The 15,918-nt window shown below is 67.4% G+C and carries 11 protein-coding genes; 3 read left to right on the plus strand and 8 right to left on the minus strand.

All coding sequences use genetic code 11. The features are described 5' to 3' along the window. Positions 1-110: 110 nt before the first annotated feature. Positions 111-626, minus strand: a complete 516-nt coding sequence (gene rraA / locus FZ938_RS13805; RefSeq protein ID WP_149199072.1) for a ribonuclease E activity regulator RraA — start codon at positions 624-626, stop codon at positions 111-113. Positions 627-847: 221 nt separating this feature from the next. Between rraA and FZ938_RS13810 the strand changes: the two genes are divergently transcribed. Beyond that, entirely contained in the window at positions 848-1,225 is a 378-nt protein-coding gene (locus FZ938_RS13810) for a hypothetical protein (RefSeq protein ID WP_149199073.1), read from the plus strand. Between the two features lie 273 nt (positions 1,226-1,498). Here FZ938_RS13810 and FZ938_RS13815 read toward each other — a convergent pair whose 3' ends face one another. Next, on the minus strand, positions 1,499-2,392 hold the full coding sequence (locus tag FZ938_RS13815; protein ID WP_149199074.1) for a MurR/RpiR family transcriptional regulator: 894 nt from the start codon (positions 2,390-2,392) through the stop codon (positions 1,499-1,501). 397 nt (positions 2,393-2,789) lie between these two features. On the opposite strand from FZ938_RS13815, the gene pflB reads away from it, so the two are divergent. Both pflB and pflA read left to right on the plus strand, forming a co-directional pair. After that, entirely contained in the window at positions 2,790-5,075 is a 2,286-nt protein-coding gene (pflB, locus tag FZ938_RS13820; protein ID WP_149199075.1) for a formate C-acetyltransferase, read from the plus strand. Positions 5,076-5,282: 207 nt separating this feature from the next. Then, on the plus strand, positions 5,283-6,044 hold the full coding sequence (pflA, locus tag FZ938_RS13825) for a pyruvate formate-lyase-activating protein (protein WP_149199076.1): 762 nt from the start codon (positions 5,283-5,285) through the stop codon (positions 6,042-6,044). A 22-nt stretch (positions 6,045-6,066) separates the two neighbouring features. Here the strand turns inward: pflA and FZ938_RS13830 are convergent, their stop codons facing one another. From FZ938_RS13830 to nifJ, 6 genes are all read right to left on the minus strand, one after another. Continuing rightward, a complete protein-coding gene (locus FZ938_RS13830; protein ID WP_246457214.1) occupies positions 6,067-7,593 on the minus strand; it encodes an FAD-binding oxidoreductase in 1,527 nt (508 codons plus the stop codon). A 233-nt stretch (positions 7,594-7,826) separates the two neighbouring features. Beyond that, entirely contained in the window at positions 7,827-8,945 is a 1,119-nt protein-coding gene (locus tag FZ938_RS13835; RefSeq protein WP_246457215.1) for a serine hydrolase domain-containing protein, read from the minus strand. 103 nt (positions 8,946-9,048) lie between these two features. Next, positions 9,049-10,113 carry a LacI family DNA-binding transcriptional regulator gene (locus FZ938_RS13840; RefSeq protein WP_149199078.1) on the minus strand — a complete coding sequence of 355 codons (1,065 nt, stop codon included), beginning with the start codon at positions 10,111-10,113 and terminating at the stop codon, positions 9,049-9,051. A 33-nt stretch (positions 10,114-10,146) separates the two neighbouring features. After that, a complete protein-coding gene (locus FZ938_RS13845; RefSeq protein WP_149199079.1) occupies positions 10,147-10,443 on the minus strand; it encodes a hypothetical protein in 297 nt (98 codons plus the stop codon). Positions 10,444-10,508: 65 nt separating this feature from the next. Beyond that, positions 10,509-12,014, minus strand: coding sequence for a tagaturonate reductase (locus tag FZ938_RS13850; protein ID WP_149199080.1), 1,506 nt, complete (start codon positions 12,012-12,014; stop codon positions 10,509-10,511). 330 nt (positions 12,015-12,344) lie between these two features. Next, complete coding sequence (gene nifJ, locus FZ938_RS13855) at positions 12,345-15,875, minus strand: pyruvate:ferredoxin (flavodoxin) oxidoreductase (RefSeq protein ID WP_149199359.1); 3,531 nt, start codon at positions 15,873-15,875, stop codon at positions 12,345-12,347. Positions 15,876-15,918: the final 43 nt, after the last annotated feature.

Raw genomic sequence — 15,918 nt, forward strand, 5'->3', positions numbered from 1 at the left:
ATGAAAGTGCAAGGGGGCGCCCCGCTTTCGTGAAGCGGGCAGGATGAAGCAGCCATTCTTTTTGCACTGGTATTACCGGCGCTTGGTATGACCACTTTGCCAGCCCCGCTTTACTTCAGCGCTGCGGCCTGCTCCGGCGTCAGCAGGACGATGCCGTCCTCGTCGGCGAACAGGATGTCGCCGGGGCGGACCGCCGCACCGGGCAGTTCGACCGGCACATCGACCAGCCCCTGGTCGCGGCGGGTGGAAGCGCGCGGGATCGACGCCAGCGCCTTGATGCCGAGCGGCAGGGTCGCCAGTTCCGCCACGTCGCGGACGCAGCCCCAGATCACCACCCCGGCCCAGCCGTTCTTGACGGCGGACGCGGCGATCATGTCGCCCATCAGGGCGCAGCGCAGGCTGCCGGCGCCGTCCACCACCAGGACGCGGCCGGAGCCGGGAGTGGCCAGCAGTTCCTTCACGCGGGAATTGTCCTCCAGGCACTTCACGGTGACGACCTCGCCCGCGAAGCGGATGACGGCGCCGAAGTCGCGGAAGCCCGGTAGGACATAGCGGGCATCGTCCTTCAAACGGTCGAACAGGTCGCAGGTCGGCGTGAAGGCGGTGGCGGTCTGATCTGTGCTCATCTGATCGGTGCTCATGGGGATCGGGGCTCCGCAGCGTGAACGGTGCAGGGACTTTCTCCCGTCACCTCTTGCGCCAAAGGCGGGCGGGAGGCAAGGGCCGCGCGCCGCGACGGCGGCAGGTCGGCGAACGTGACGCAGGAGGCTTGCCGAACGTGCAGTCGACGCCCCGGCGGCCGGCGCCCATATTTCCAAGACGTTGAAAAGAACACGTGGTGTCCTTCATGAACACGCCGAAGATTGCCGCCGCCGGCGCGGCCGGTGCGCTGACCCTTCTGGTCTCGGCCTGCGCCTCCGTCATCTCGCCCCCGCCGGTGGCCCAGCCAGACCCGGCTGTGCTGAGCACGCTGGAGCGCTACTCCGCTGCCGAGTGCAACCCGCAGACCGCGGCGGTGCTGACGGGGATGCATGTTCCGGCCGGGGACATCCGCGGACTGAGCTATGGCCTCTACCGCGACGAGTTCCGCGACGCCATCGTCCGCTGGGACGCCTGGGTCTATCTGAAGGACCAGCCCGGCGCCCTGGTGGTCACGCTGGACGAGGATTGCCGGCCGATCCAGGCCTATGCCCGCGGCGGGGCGACGCTGCCGGGCAGCCGCTGAACCCGCCGCTCGCGACAGAGGATGGCCGGGCGGATGGAACATCGTGAAACAGGATCCCGGCTGTCGTTCCATGTCGCAGCGATCCGCCCTTCCGCAAAGACGTGTGCCGGGTGGCTGGAACATGGTGAAACAGGACGCCGGCTGCTGTTCCAGCTCACCTGCCTCCGCAAGGGGGGTGGATAACGCCGGATTTTACGGGACCTCGTTCGTTTTTGGTGCATTTGTTGAAAGAGGCGCCGATTGCGGCCTCGCTATGCGAACCTCTGACCTGTCTTAACTATCGCCGGCCGGCATGCGGTTCTCCGACACGTGGGCGTCCACGGCGCGGTCGTGGCGTTTCAGCCGCTCCTGCAACGTGTCGCCCATGCGCAGGGCCACGGCGATCGACAGGATGTCGCCCAGGACCAGATGGGCGATGCGGACGGTCATCGGCGAATGGATGTCGAAATCGTCGGCGATGTCGGCGACGAGGCTGACCGTCGCCATCTCCGCCAGCGGCGAACCGGAGCGGGTCAGCGCCACCACGTCGGCGCCGGCCTTGCGGGCGTTCCGCACCGCGTCGAGGATGTCGCGGGTGCGGCCGGTGCTGGACACCGCGACCACCGCATCGCCCTTCGCCAGCGTCAGGGCGGAGGCGAAATAGACGTGGGAATCGGTGTAGGCGACCGTCGGCATCCCCAGCCGGAAGAACTTGCGCTGGATATCCTCCGCCACCGTGCCGGAATTGCCGGAGCCGTAGAACTCGATCCTCCGCGCCGCAGCCAGAACGTCGGCGGCGCGGTCCACCGCCTCGGCCGGCAGATTGTTGCGCACCTGCATCAGCGTGGCGATGGTGCGGTCGAACAGCTTGCCGGCAAGCACCGCGCCCGGCACCGTCCCCTGCCCCCCGCCGTCGGCGCCCGGTTCTCCGCCCACCGACAGGTCCTGGTGCAGGAAGGGCATGCCGCCGGCGATGTCCTGCGCCAGCTTGATCTTGAACTCCCGGAAGCCGCGGCAGCCGAGAGCCGCGCAGAAGCGCGCCACCGTCGGCTCGCTCACCCCGACCCGGTCGGCCAGTTCGGCCATGGACAGGTTGATGACGTCGCCCGGATGGGCCATCGCATAGTCGGCCAGCTTGCGTTCCGATGGCCGGATCTGGTCGCGGACGGCGGCGATTCTCGCCAGCATTCTGGGGGCTCTCCCTTCTGATTGTGGGTCAGCCTAGCACATGTAGCAAAGCTACATATACAGCGCTGCGAACGACCGATTCCATCGCCCGGCGGCGGTGTCCTTTCCAAGCGTTTCCAAGCCGCTGAACCCTGCCCTGCGACAAAATGTCGAGCCGGTTCGCCTTGTCCGGAAGCCCGTCCGGGAGTATGTAGTAAAACTACAGAGCGGGCGCAAATCACGGCATCCATCCATGGCATCTGCCGTCCACCGCCCGACCTGAGAATATGACGTGTATCAACGAATCCGGCGCCCATCGCGCCTATGCTTCCAATCGTCCCGCGCGGTTCGCGGGCACAACGAGACTGCCGACACGGCCTATGATCCGCGCCGACGTCTGAATCTCTGAGGAGTCATCATGGACACCCTGCTGATGGACGGACTTGCCCAGACTACGGAGCAGCAGTCCGCCGCCGACCCCTGGCGCGGCTTCGCCCCGGGCGTCTGGCGCCGCTCGGTCGACGTCCGCGATTTCATCCAGCGCAACCTGTGCCCTTATGAAGGCGACGCAGGCTTCGTCGCCGGCCCCACCGCCCGCACCACCGCGCTGTTCGCCAAGGTCACCGACCTGCTGAAGCAGGAACGCGCCGCCAAGGGCGGCGTTCTGGACGCCGACACCGAAGTCTTTGCCTCCATCACCTCGCACGCCGCCGGCTACATCGACCGCGAACTGGAAGTGATCGTCGGTTTGCAGACCGACAAGCCGCTGAAGCGCGCGATCATGCCGTTCGGCGGCTGGCGCATGGTCAAGACCGGGCTGGAGGCCTACGGCTACACCCCGTCGCCCAAGCTGGAGGAGGTGTTCCCGGCGCTGCGCAAGACGCACAATGACGGCGTGTTCGATGTCTACACGCCCGAGATGCTGCGCTGCCGCAAGTCCGGCGTCATCACCGGGCTGCCCGACGCCTACGGCCGCGGCCGCATCATCGGCGACTATCGCCGGCTGGCGCTCTACGGCGCCGATTTCCTCATCAAGGACAAGAAGGCCCAGCTCGCCTCGCTGGAGGTCAGCCGGATCGACGAGGACGTCCTGCGCCTGCGCGAGGAGATCTCCGAACAGATCCGCGCGCTGAAGGAGCTGGTCGAGATGGCCGCCTCCTACGGCTTCGACGTCAAGCGTCCGGCCGCGACGGCGCGGGAAGCGGTGCAGTGGACCTATCTGGCCTATCTGGCCGCGGTGAAGGAAGCCAACGGCGCGGCGATGTCGCTGGGCCGCGTGTCCAGCTTCCTCGACATCTACATCGAGCGCGACCTGCGCGACGGCGTCATCACGGAGGCGGAAGCCCAGGAGATGATCGACCATTTCGTGATGAAGCTGCGCATGGTCCGCTTCCTGCGCACGCCGGAATACGACCAGCTGTTCTCGGGCGACCCGACCTGGGTCACGGAATGCCTTGGCGGCATGGGGCTGGACGGCCGGACGCTGGTCACCAAGACCAATTTCCGCATGCTGCAGACCCTGCACAACCTGGGGCCGGCGCCGGAACCGAACCTGACGGTGCTGTGGTCGGAACAGCTGCCGGACGGCTTCAAGCGCTTCTGCGCCGATACCTCGATCAAGACCTGCTCGGTCCAGTACGAGAACGACGATCTGATGCGCGGTTATTGGGGCGATGATTACGGCATCGCCTGCTGCGTGTCGGCGATGCGCATCGGCAAGCAGATGCAGTTCTTCGGCGCCCGCGCCAACCTGGCCAAGACGCTGATGTACGCAATCAACGGCGGCAAGGACGAGGTTTCTGGCGAGCAGATCGGCCCGGCCTTCGCCCCGATCACCGGCGACGTGCTGGACTATGACGAGGTCATGGCCCGCTTCGAGCCGATGATGGAGTGGCTGGCCAAGGTCTACATGAACGCGCTGAACGCCATCCACTACATGCACGACAAGTACATGTACGAGCGGATGGAGATGGCCCTGCACGACCGCGACATCCTGCGCACCATGGCCTGCGGCATCGCCGGCCTGAGCGTGGTGGCCGACAGCCTGTCGGCGATCAAGCACGCGAAGGTCAAGGTGATCCGCGACGCCAACGGCCTCGCCACCGATTTCGAGATCGAGGGTGATTACCCGGCCTTCGGCAACAACGACGCCCGGGTGGACGACATCGCGATCTGGGCGGTCGAGCGCTTCATGACGGCGCTGCGCAAGCAGAAGCCCTATCGGAACGCCATGCCGACGCAGTCGGTGCTGACGATCACCTCCAACGTGGTCTACGGCAAGAAGACCGGCAACACGCCGGACGGCCGCAAGGCCGGCCAGCCCTTCGCGCCGGGTGCCAACCCGATGCACGGGCGGGACAGGAAAGGCGCCATCGCGTCGATGGCCAGCGTGGCGAAGCTGCCCTATTCGCACGCGCAGGACGGCATCAGCTACACCTTCACCATCGTCCCGGGCGCGTTGGGTCGCACCGAGGACGAGCGGGTGAGCAATCTGGTCGGCATGCTGGACGGCTATGCCCACCAGGGCGGCCACCACATCAACGTGAACGTCTTCGATCGTGAGACGCTGCTGCACGCCATGGACCATCCGGAGCTGTATCCGCAGCTGACCATCCGGGTGTCCGGTTACGCGGTGAACTTCATCAAGCTGACGCGCGAGCAGCAGCTCGACGTCATCAGCCGGACGTTCCACGACAAGCATTGAGGGGTGTCGGCTTCCCCGCCGCCCTAAAGCAAGATCCCCTCTCCCCCCGGGGAGAGGGTTAGGGTGAGGGGGTCTCACGGCGAGGATTCTCGAAAATCCACCCCTGTGCATCCCCTCACCACGACCCTCCCCCGGGGGGAGAGGGAGATTGTGCCCCTCAGCGCACCAAAATCGGGCGCAGAGTTTTGAAATTGGATCCCTGAAGTGATGACACCCCCCCTCCCCCAAGCCCGCCCCGGCTCCGTTTCCGGCTGGGTTCATTCGGTCGAGACCGGCGGCACGGTGGATGGGCCGGGGATCCGCTATGTGCTGTTCATGTCCGGCTGTCCGCTGCGCTGCCTGTACTGCCACAATCCCGACACCCAGCACATGCATGACGGGACGCGGACGACCTCGACCGAAGTCCTCGAAGACATTGCTCTCTATGCCGAATTCCTGAAGCGCGCCCATGGCGGGCTGACGCTGAGCGGCGGCGAGCCGCTGGTGCAGCCGGAATTCGCCGCAGCCATCCTGCGCGGGGCGAAGGCGCTGGGCATGCACACCGCGCTCGACACCTCCGGCTTCCTCGGCAACCATGCCGACGATCATCTGCTGGAGGACGTCGATCTCGTCCTTCTCGACATCAAGGCCTTTTCCGAAAAGACCTATCGCCACCTGACCGGCGTTCCGCTGCGCCCGACGCTGGAGTTCGCCGAACGGCTGGCCGGGTTGAACAAGCGCATCTGGCTGCGCTATGTGCTGGTCCCCAACCTGACCGACGACGCGGCCGAGATCGACGGGCTGGCGGAGTTCGTCGCCGGGCTGGGCGTGGTCGACCGGGTCGACGTGCTGCCCTTCCACAAGATGGGCGAGCATAAATGGAAGGCATTGGGGCGCAAATACATGCTGACCGACACCGAACCGCCCTCGCACGAGCTGGTGGAGCGGGTGCGGGGGCAGTTCCAGGCACGGGGGCTGCGGGCGGACTGAGCCCGCAGCCTACCTGCCGTGATTACGCCGGGCGGATCGCCTGCGCGAAGGTGAAGAGCATGGCCGGATCGACCGCCTTCTTCACCTGGGCCAGCCTGGCGAGGTTCTCGCCGTAATAGGCGCGCTGCCAGTCGGCCAGCGACGGATCGGGGAAGTTCTGGAAGGCGCCCTGCGCCTTGGTGCGGCGGTTGACGTCGTCGTAGAAGCGCTGCTGCCATTCCAGCGCCTGCTCGATCAGCAGCACCGAGTCCGTCGGCCGCCACCAGTTGGCCTCCACCGAGAACAGCCAGTCATAGCCGCGGTGGACATAGGCGGTCTCGGTCGGGCCGACGCGGTTGATGGCGCCGCCGACCTGGAAGAACTTGAAGGCCACCGGCATCGAGGTGGCGGGCATCTTCGCCGCCCAGTCGAACATCGCGGCAATCGCCTCGTCGCCGATGTCCGCCGCCTTCATGTAGCTGGATTTTTCCTGGTAGTAGTACGGGAAGGTCGTCTCCACCAGGAAGTCCTGCGCCGTCCAGTAGGGCACATTCTCCTTCACCTGCGACTGGTCCTTGTCGATCAGCTCCCAGGTGGACTTGAAGATCTCCTTCAGCGTCTTATTGGATTTGTGCAACTGGCCGAGGATCGACAGCTTGAGCGGCACGTCGGCGCAGCGTTCCTGCCAGCTGGGGATGGTGACGTTGATCTTGCTGCCGAACTCGTCGGGGGCGGCCGCCAGTTCGGTCAGCAGGAGCTTCAGGACCTTCGGCAGATCCTTGGTCCACACCAGATTGAACACCGTCACCGGCTCCGCCGGGCGGGTCTCCAGGGTGAAGGAGGTGTTGATGCCGAAATTGCCGCCGGCACCACCACGGCAGGCCCAATAGAGGGCTGACTCGGTGGCGGCATCGGCCTTCACATGGCTGCCGTCCGCCGTCACCAGTTCGGTCGCCCGCAGCAGGTCGGACGCCATGCCGAACTTGCGCATGTTGAAGCCGATGCCGCCGCCCAGCAGGAAGCCGGCGGCGCCGACCGAATCGCAGCGCCCGTGGGTGATGGTGCGGCCCAGCCGCTCCATCTGCTTGTAAACGTAGGAGTTCAGCGTGCCGCCCAGCACCCTGACCAGCCCGTCGGAGCCCGCCACCGGCTCCGCTCCCGCCATCAGCGTCATGTCGATCAGCAGGCCGGGCGTGGTGGAGAAGCCGGCGTAATTGTGGCCGCCGGAGCGCACGGCGAAGGGCATCGCCAGTTCCTTCACCCACTTGATGCAGGCCTGGACATCCTCGGGAGTGCCGCAACGGGCGATGCCGGCCGGCAGGGTGGCGCCATAGCGCAGGTTGTTGGGGCGGCAGATATCGGCGAAGAAGGGATCCTCCGGCCGCAACACCGCCCCGCCCTTCACCGCCTTCGCCAGATCCGTCCAGGCCGACGGCGGCGGGCAATAGGTGCCGCTCGTCTCTGCCGCGAAGGCGGCGCCCGGCATCAGCCGGACCGCCGCGGCGGCACCCGCGAAGCGGCCGGCCCCGACAAGGAAATTGCGGCGGGAAGCTTGCAGTCCGAGCGCCATGAGCCTGTCCATCCTGCTATGAAAGTTGTGTTTTCATAAACTTACTATCCTATTGATAACAATTTCCGTCAACCGCGCCCGCCCTAGAGTGCGATCGGTTCAGACGGAATCGTCTGAAGCGTGAATCGCACGTCAAATCAAAAGGCTAGAGTCTGTCCGATGCTTCAATAAGCATCGGACAGACTCTAGGTTTCCGGTCCGCTCCGTCATTCGCCATGGGTCATGCGGCCGGCTCAGGGGCCGAACACCTCTTCGGCCACCGCATCCAGCAGGGCGTCGTCGCTCTGCTGGTTGCCGTTGGTCAGGAAGATCAGCGCGGTGCGGCGGCCGGGGTAATAGCGGACATCGGCTTCGAACCCATCGTAACGCCCGTCGTGGCCGGCGCCGCGTCCCCAGCGGTCCTTCCACAGCGCGACGCCAAGCCCCTGCCCTTCCTCGTTCTCCGACGGGGTCAGCATGCGCCGGACGGTCGCCGCCCCCAGCAGCCGGCTGTCACGGAACAGGGCGAAGACGAAACGCTCCAGATCACCGGCGGTGGTGACCAGCGGTCCGTCGCCGGTGGTCGCCGCCCAGGACCGACGGCTGACGTCGCCCTCCTCGGTATAGCCATGGGCAAGGCTGCGGTCGCGCGGATCGGCTCCGACGCTGGTCGAACCCATCCCGGCCCGCTCCAGCACGCGGTTCCGCAGAACCTGCGCGAAGGGAACGCCGTCGCGCCGCGATGCGATGTGGCCGAGCAGGACGTAGTTGCTGTTGGAATATTCGTAATGCCCGCCGACCGGCCCGGTCGCTTTCTCCCCCGCTGCATAGGCGAGCAAGGCGCCGTTGCGCGGCAGCTTTTCCGGCTTGGCAGCCTCATCCTCCTGATAAGCATCGGTGATGTAATCGGGAATGCCCGAGCTGTGGTCGAGCAGATGGACCAGACGCGCCCGGCCGGCGTTGGCGACCCTGTCCAGCGGCAGGTCGGAAGCCAGATCCCGCACCGGCTGGTCGAGTGCGAGCAGCCCCTCTTCCACCTGTTGCAGCACGGCGGCGGCGGTCGCCATCTTGCCGACGGAGGCGACGTAGAAGCGGGTGTCTTCCGTCACCGGCCGCCCTCCCTTGCGGTCGGCGATCCCGGACACCACCACCCGCCGCCCGTCTGGACCCGACACCAGCAGGATGCCGCCATCCAGCTCCTCGTCGGCGAGGAAGCGGTCGAGCAGCCGTTGCAGGCGATCGGGCTTGGCGGCGCCAGCTTCGGACAGCGGAAGCGCAAGGGCCAGCAGGAGCGTCAGACCCGACATGAGCCGGGGCAGACGCCCGTTGCGGTTCGGAAAGCGGCCGGAATCGTCCCATCCTTGCGTCTGCATTCACCCTGCCCCCGTCCAATGAGCGGCTCGGCGGAGCTACGCCGAAAGCCATAACCGGAATCGAGGGTATGCCTTGCAATCGGAAAACGGCAAGGAGCGGAACCTACCGCTTCGCGACCGGACGGGTGCTGCCGCGGATCACAAGTTCGCAGTCCAGGTTGTGGTGCTTCTGCGTCACGCGGACACCGTCCAAGGCGGCCAGGATCTGGGTGGCGCTGAGGCGGCCGATCTCGCGCTGGGGTGGGCGGACGGTGGTCAGCGGCGGCGGGCAGGAGTTGCTGAAGGGAAGATCGCCGAAGCCCACCACCGCCAGATCGTCGGGCACGCGCAGGTCGCGGCGGGTCACCTCGAACAGCACGCCCAGCGCCAGCGCGTCGTTGGAGCAGACCACGCCGTCGATGTCGGGATGGCGCGTCAGGATCTCGTCGATCAGCCAGCGACCAACCTCCGTCGTCGCGGCGTCGGGGACGGTGAAGTCGATGGGGTCGTGCAGGCCGCGGCGCATCACCTCCGCCTCATAGCCGTCGGTGCGGCTGCGCACGCGCAGATCCTGGCTGGCGGCGGCGCCGATATAGGCGACCTTGCGGCTGCCCTGATCGTAGAGGTGACTGGTCTGCATGCGGCCGACCTCGAAGTGCGAGAAGCCGACGCTGATGCCGACCGCCTCGCCGGGATGGCCGGGCATGTCCCACATCTCCACCACCGGCACGCCGCAGGAGGCCAGCATGGAGCGCGTCCGTTCGGTGTGGTGGAAGCCGGTCACCACCATCGCCGCCGGCGACCAGGCGAGGAAGGCGCGGATCAGGCTTTCCTCCTCCTCCGGGCTGAACTCGCTGACGCCAAGCAGGGTCTGGTAATGCGCCGCCTGGAACATGCCCTGGAGCGTGTTGTAGGTCTCGGCGAAGAAGGAGTTCAGGATCGACGGCAGGATGACGCCGACGGTGCGGCTGCGCGCGGCGGCGAGGCTGCCGGCGACCAGATTGGGCACATAGCCCATTTCGTCGATCACCCGCGCGATGCGTTCCGCGAGGTGGCGCGACACCGATTCCGGCCGGCGGAGAAAGAGCGAGACGGTGCTGGGCGACACGTCGGCGGCGGTGGCCACGTCGGTCATCGTCACCCGCTGGGTGCCGCGGCGCGTCCGCTTCCTGGTTTCGGTCACCTGCATCGTCGGTCTTCCTCACGCATCAGGGGGCGGCCGTCAATGCCGCGTCGGCGGATCGGCGAGCGCAAGGACGGCCAGGGCCTCGATCGCGTCGTGAACGAGTTGATAGGCGGCCTCGATCCGGCAGAGCGCACGGTCGCATTCGTCGTCATCGTCGCACGTCTCCTGCCGGACGGCCCGGAACAGGGTCAGCGCTTCGCGGCCGATGATCCTATGGCAAGCCTGCAGTCCGCAATCCTCTTGCAGCGCGAGCGGGATATGCAGCAGGCGATGGCGCAGCACCGCCGCATCGAGTTCCAGTTCGGCGATCCGCCGGGTCAGAAGGGGTGTCATCGATGTCATGCCCAGCGGGGCGCATCCGATCGGACACGCCCCGCCTCCTTGTCACGGCAGCCGGATCAGCCGGCAACCAACTCCGCCATGGCGGCCTTCATGCCCTTTGCCTCGATGGCGGCGAGGCTGTCGGCCACGCGCGCGGCAAGGCCGGGGATGGCGGTCAGGTCCTCCTTCCACAGGCGGGCGTCGGACAGGACGGCGGCGACCAGGGCCTTGACGTCACCGGCGCTGGCGGCCCAGGCGGCGCTCATGGCGGCGATCACCTCGGCATTGTCGCTGATCGGGTAGGACCCGGCCACTCGCTCGCCGGTATAGGCGCCGTCGGCCTGCCGGCCGCGGTAGAAGCGCAGCAGGGCCGCCAGCGAGAAGGACAGGCCGGCGGGGGCCGAGCCGTTGCGGACGACCGCATCCTTCAGGCTGGGCAGGACGCGCACCTGCCACTTCGACACCGAGTTCAGCGTGATCGAGATCAGCTCGTGCCGGATATAGGGATTGCCGAAGCGCTCCATGATGGTTCGGGCGTAGTCCTGTCGCTCCGCCTCCGGCAGCGGGACGTAGGGGACGATCTCCTCGAACATCACCTTGTTCAGATAGGCCGACACGGCGGGGTCGTCCATCATCGACTTGACGGTGTCGAGACCGGCGCAATAGGCGGCCAGCGCGCTGGCGGTGTGGGCGCCGTTCAGGATGCGGACCTTGCGGGTGCGGTAGGGCTGAAGGTCGTCGGTCCACACCACGTTGAGCCCGGCCTTGTGCAGCGGCAGCTCCTCGGCCAGATGGGCCGGACCCTCGATCACCCAGACATGGAAGGGTTCGGCGGCGACGGCCAGCTTGTCCTCGTAGCCCCATTTGGCGGAGAGGGCCGCGGCCTCGTCCTTCGGATAGCCGGGGACGATGCGGTCGACCAGCGTGTTCAGGAAATGGTTGTGGGTCTCGATCCAGTCGGCAAAGCCGGCCTCCAGCCCCCAGCGCTTGGCGTGGGCCAGGACGATGCGCTTCAGGTTGGTGCCGTTGGCCTCGATCAGTTCGCAGGGCAGGAAGACCAGACCGCTGTCGGCACTGCCGCCCAGCGCCGTGTAGCGGGCATGCAGCAGGGCCGCGACCTTGGCCGGGAAGCTGTCCGGGCAGGTGCCGGGGGCATAGGCCTCCTCGCGGTCGGCGATGCCGGCCTCGGTGGTATTGGAGACGAAGAAACGCAGAGCCGGGGACGAGGCCAGCTCGACCATGCGCGCCCAGTCGGCGTAGGGGTTCAGTGCCTCGGACACGCAGGAGACGACGCGGCGGGACTCGACCTCGCGCCCATTCTCGATGCCGCGCAACAGCACGGTATAAAGGTTGTCCTGCGCCTTCAGCAGGTGGGCGATGCCCTGGTCGAGCGGCTGGGCGATGGCGACGCCGGCTTTGGTCAGCCCTTGGCCGTTGGCGACATCGACCATCCAATCGACGAAACCGCGCAGGAAATTGCCGTCGCCGACCTGGACGATGGTCACGGGCAGCGTCGGAGCGCCATCGGTGTGGGCGACGTCGAACGCGCCGCCGGCAAGCTGGTCACGGGTCAGGGAACGCATGACTGGGCATCCTTACAGGAGCTGAAAATCCGGGCCCGGTGCGTTGACGGCAGGCGCGGGCGATGGGATAAATATACTAATATATTAATGGGTGAGGCAAGGGGAAAAGGGTGCGGCATTGTGGTGCGGGTGCTGGAGTTTCGCGGAGTCAGACCCCCACCTATCCTCCCCCGCTGGGCGGGGGAGGGACTGCCGCATCTTTTCCGAACAAGCACTTGTCCCCTCCCCCGCCCAGCTCTCGCACAAAGCTTCGCTTTGTGCTGACGCGGCAGGCGGACCGTAGGTCCGCTGAGAGCGGGGGAGGGTTAGGGTGGGGGTCTAACACCTCCCCTACTCCTTGAACCCCGCCATATGCTCGAACAGGTGGCGCTTGCGGCGGATCTCCGCCTCGGCCTCATCGAGAAGCGCGTGGTAGCGCTCGGGGTTGGCGCGTTCCACCGCGCTGAAGCGGGACTCGCCGGCCATGAAGGCGGCGAGGCCGGCGGAGGGGGCGCCGCTGTCCAGTTGCAGGGCGGTCTTGCCGTCGGCCAGCCGGCGCGGGTCGCGGCGGTAGAGCGACCAATGGCCGCTCTCCACCGCCAGCTTCTGGTGCTCCAGCCCATGCGACAGCTCGAAGCCGTGGGCGACGCAATGGCTGTAGGCCAGGACCAGCGACGGGCCGTGGTAGGATTCGGCCTCCATCAGGGCGTTCAGCGTGTGGCTGTCACGGGCGCCGAAGGCGGTGCGGGCGACATAGACATGGTCGTAGGCCATCGCCATCAGCCCCAGATCCTTCTTGGCCGCCGACCGGCCGGCGGTGGCGAACTTGGCCGAGGCGCCGATCGGGGTGGCCTTCGACTGCTGGCCGCCGGTGTTGGAATAGACCTCCGTGTCCATCACCAGGATGTTCACGTCACGGCCCGAGGCCAGCGCGTGGTCCAGCCCGCCATAGCCGATGTCGTAGGCCCAGCCGTCGCCGCCGACGATCCAAACGCATTTGCGAACCAGATAGTCGGCCAGTTGCTCCAGCCGGCGGGCCAGCGGGTCCTTGCATGGCGCGAGCTGCGCAATCAGCATGGCAACGCGGGTCCGCTGGGCGGCGATGCCGGCGGAGTCGGTCTGGTCGGCCTCCAGCAATGCGGTCACCAGACCGGGCTCCAGTCGGGCCGACAGCAGCGCCAGCGTGTCGCGCGCCTGTTCGGCCATGCCGTCGATGGCGACGCGCAGGCCAAGGCCGAACTCCGCATTGTCCTCGAACAGCGAGTTGGCCCAGGCCGGACCATGGCCGCTGGCGTCGGTGGTGTAGGGCGTGGTCGGCAGATTGCCGCCATAGATCGACGAGCAGCCGGTGGCGTTCGCCATCACCATGCGGTCGCCGAACAGCTGGGTCAGCATCTTGATGTATGGCGTCTCGCCGCAGCCGGCGCAGGCGCCGGAGAACTCGAACAAGGGTTCGAGAAGCTGGCTGTGCTTGACGGTAACCGGCACCGACTCGCGCGGGATGGCGGGCAGGCCGCGGAAGAAGTCGAAGGCCTCCTGCTGGCCGGCCAACGCCTGGATCGGGCGCATCTCCAGGGCCTTGCGGCCGGAGCCATCTTTCTCTTCCGCCGGACAGACGGCGACGCACAGCGTGCAGCCGGTGCAGTCGGCGGGCGAGGACTGCAAGCGATAACGCCCGCCGGGGAATTCGCGCCCCTTGTAGGGGATGGTCTCGAAGCCGGCGGGTGCGTCGGTCAGCGCCGACTCCGGCACCACGGTGGCGCGGATGGCGGCATGCGGGCAGACCAGCACACACTTGTTGCACTCGATGCAGAGATCGGCGTTCCAGCCCGGCGCCTCCGCCGCGATGTTGCGGCGCTCATATTTGGACGTGCCGGTCGGCCATGTGCCGTCCACCGGGAAGGCGGACACCGGCAGTCGGTCGCCATGGCCGGCGATCATCATCGCAGTGACGCGCTTGACGAAATCGGGGGCGGTCTCCGGCACCGGGGCCGGGCGGTCGTGGTCGGCGGTGACATGGTCGGGCACCGGGACCGGGCGCAGATGGGTCAGCGCCTGATCGACGGCGGCGACGTTGCGCGCCACCACCTCCTCGCCGCGGCGGGCGTAGGTCTTGGCGATGGCCGCCTTGATCTCGGCGATGGCGTCCTCGACGGGCATCACGCCGGACAGCTTGAAGAAGCAGGTCTGCATGATGGTGTTGACGCGACGGCCCAGCCCGACCTCCCGCGCCACCGCGCCGGCGTCGATGGCGTGCAATGACAGCCTGCGCTCGATGCAGAGGCGCTGCACCTCGGCCGGCAGGCAGTCCCATACCTGTTGCGGCGTGCCGGGGGCGTTCAGCAGGATCGTGGCGCCGGGCGCGGCCATCTCCACCACCTCCACCCGCTCCATCAGCGGCAGATGGTGGCAGGCGACGAACTCGGCCCGGCCGATCAGATAGGGGGCGCGGATCGGGTCCTTGGAAAAGCGCAGATGCGAGACGGTGGTCGAGCCGGACTTGCGGCTGTCATAGACGAAATAGGCTTGGGCGTGGCCGCCGTTGCGGGACTGGATGATCTTGAGCGAGTTCTTGTTGGCGCCCACCGTGCCGTCGGCGCCGAGGCCGAAGAAGACGGCGCGGGACACGCCCGGCTCCTTCATGCCCCAAGCCGGGTCCCAGGGGATCGAGTGGTGGGTGACGTCGTCGGTGATGCCGATGGTGAAGCGGCGCTTCGGCCGGTCGCGGCCCAACTCGTCGAACACCGCCTTCGCCATGGCGGGGGTGAATTCCTTGGACGACAGACCGTAGCGGCCGGCGATTACCACGGGGTCGATGGCGGACGGGCCGGCATTCGATTGGGTGGCGCGGGCCTCGGCCAATGCGGCGACCACGTCGAGATAGAGCGGATCGGCGACCGCCCCCGGCTCCTTGGTGCGGTCGAGCACGGCGATGCGGCGCACCGTCGGCGGCAGGGCAGAGACGAAATCCGCAATCGCGAAGGGATGGAACAGGCGGACGGTCAGGCAACCGACACGCTCGCCCTCCCCCACCAGCCGGTCGACCGCGCCGTTGCAGGTCTCGGCCCCCGATCCCATGACGACGACCACCCGTTCCGCCTGCGGATGGCCGTGATAGTCGAACAGGCGATAGGCGCGGCCGGTACGGGCGGCGAGCCGGTCCATCATCTCCTGCACGATGGCCGGACAGGCCTCGTACCAGGGATTGGCGGCCTCGCGGGCCTGGAAGAAGACGTCGGGATTCTGCGCCGTGCCGCGGACGACGGGATGGTCGGGCGTCAGGCCGCGGCGGCGATGGGCGTCGACGCAGGAATCGTCGATCAGGGCGCGCAGATCGTCGTCGGCCAGGGGCTCGACGCAGTTGAACTCATGCGAGGTGCGGAAGCCGTCGAAGAAATGCAGGAAGGGCACGCGCGCCCGCAAGGTGGCGGCATGGGCGACCAGCGCCAGATCCTGCGCCTCCTGCACATTGGCCGAGGCCAGCATGGCGAAGCCGGTCTGGCGGCAGGCCATCACATCGGAATGGTCGCCGAAGATCGACAGCGCGTGGGTCGCCAGCGTGCGCGCCGCCACATGCATGCAGAAGGGCGTCAGCTCTCCGGCGATCTTGTACATGTTGGGGATCATCAGCAGCAGGCCCTGCGACGCGGTGAAGGTCGTCGCCAGCGCCCCCGCCTGCAACGCGCCGTGGACCGCCCCGGCCGCCCCGCCTTCCGACTGCATCTCCACCACCTGGGGCACGCCGCCCCACAGGTTGGGCCGGCGCGCGGCCGACCATTCGTCGGCGAACTCCCCCATCGGCGAGCTTGGCGTGATGGGATAGATGGCGATGACGTCGCTGGCGCGGTAGGCCACCGAGGCCGCCGCCTCGTTGCCGTCCATGATGCGGATGGCGGCGGCCGGCCGGGGGGAGGCGGTGGAGGTT

Source organism: Azospirillum oryzae (assembly GCF_008364795.1).
In the GTDB taxonomy this organism is placed as follows: domain Bacteria; phylum Pseudomonadota; class Alphaproteobacteria; order Azospirillales; family Azospirillaceae; genus Azospirillum; species Azospirillum oryzae.

What these genes read in the sequence shown, in the direction of transcription:
- nifJ (WP_149199359.1), bottom strand. Translation starts at nt 15,875, where the DNA reads ATGGACGGCAACGAGGCGGCGGCCTCGGTGGCCTACCGCGCCAGCGAC.
- pflB (WP_149199075.1), top strand. Translation starts at nt 2,790, where the DNA reads ATGGACACCCTGCTGATGGACGGACTTGCCCAGACTACGGAGCAGCAG.
- FZ938_RS13840 (WP_149199078.1), bottom strand. Translation starts at nt 10,113, where the DNA reads ATGCAGGTGACCGAAACCAGGAAGCGGACGCGCCGCGGCACCCAGCGG.
- pflA (WP_149199076.1), top strand. Translation starts at nt 5,283, where the DNA reads ATGACACCCCCCCTCCCCCAAGCCCGCCCCGGCTCCGTTTCCGGCTGG.
- FZ938_RS13845 (WP_149199079.1), bottom strand. Translation starts at nt 10,443, where the DNA reads ATGACACCCCTTCTGACCCGGCGGATCGCCGAACTGGAACTCGATGCG.
- FZ938_RS13810 (WP_149199073.1), top strand. Translation starts at nt 848, where the DNA reads ATGAACACGCCGAAGATTGCCGCCGCCGGCGCGGCCGGTGCGCTGACC.
- FZ938_RS13835 (WP_246457215.1), bottom strand. Translation starts at nt 8,945, where the DNA reads ATGCAGACGCAAGGATGGGACGATTCCGGCCGCTTTCCGAACCGCAAC.
- FZ938_RS13830 (WP_246457214.1), bottom strand. Translation starts at nt 7,593, where the DNA reads ATGGCGCTCGGACTGCAAGCTTCCCGCCGCAATTTCCTTGTCGGGGCC.
- rraA (WP_149199072.1), bottom strand. Translation starts at nt 626, where the DNA reads ATGAGCACAGATCAGACCGCCACCGCCTTCACGCCGACCTGCGACCTG.
- FZ938_RS13850 (WP_149199080.1), bottom strand. Translation starts at nt 12,014, where the DNA reads ATGCGTTCCCTGACCCGTGACCAGCTTGCCGGCGGCGCGTTCGACGTC.
- FZ938_RS13815 (WP_149199074.1), bottom strand. Translation starts at nt 2,392, where the DNA reads ATGCTGGCGAGAATCGCCGCCGTCCGCGACCAGATCCGGCCATCGGAA.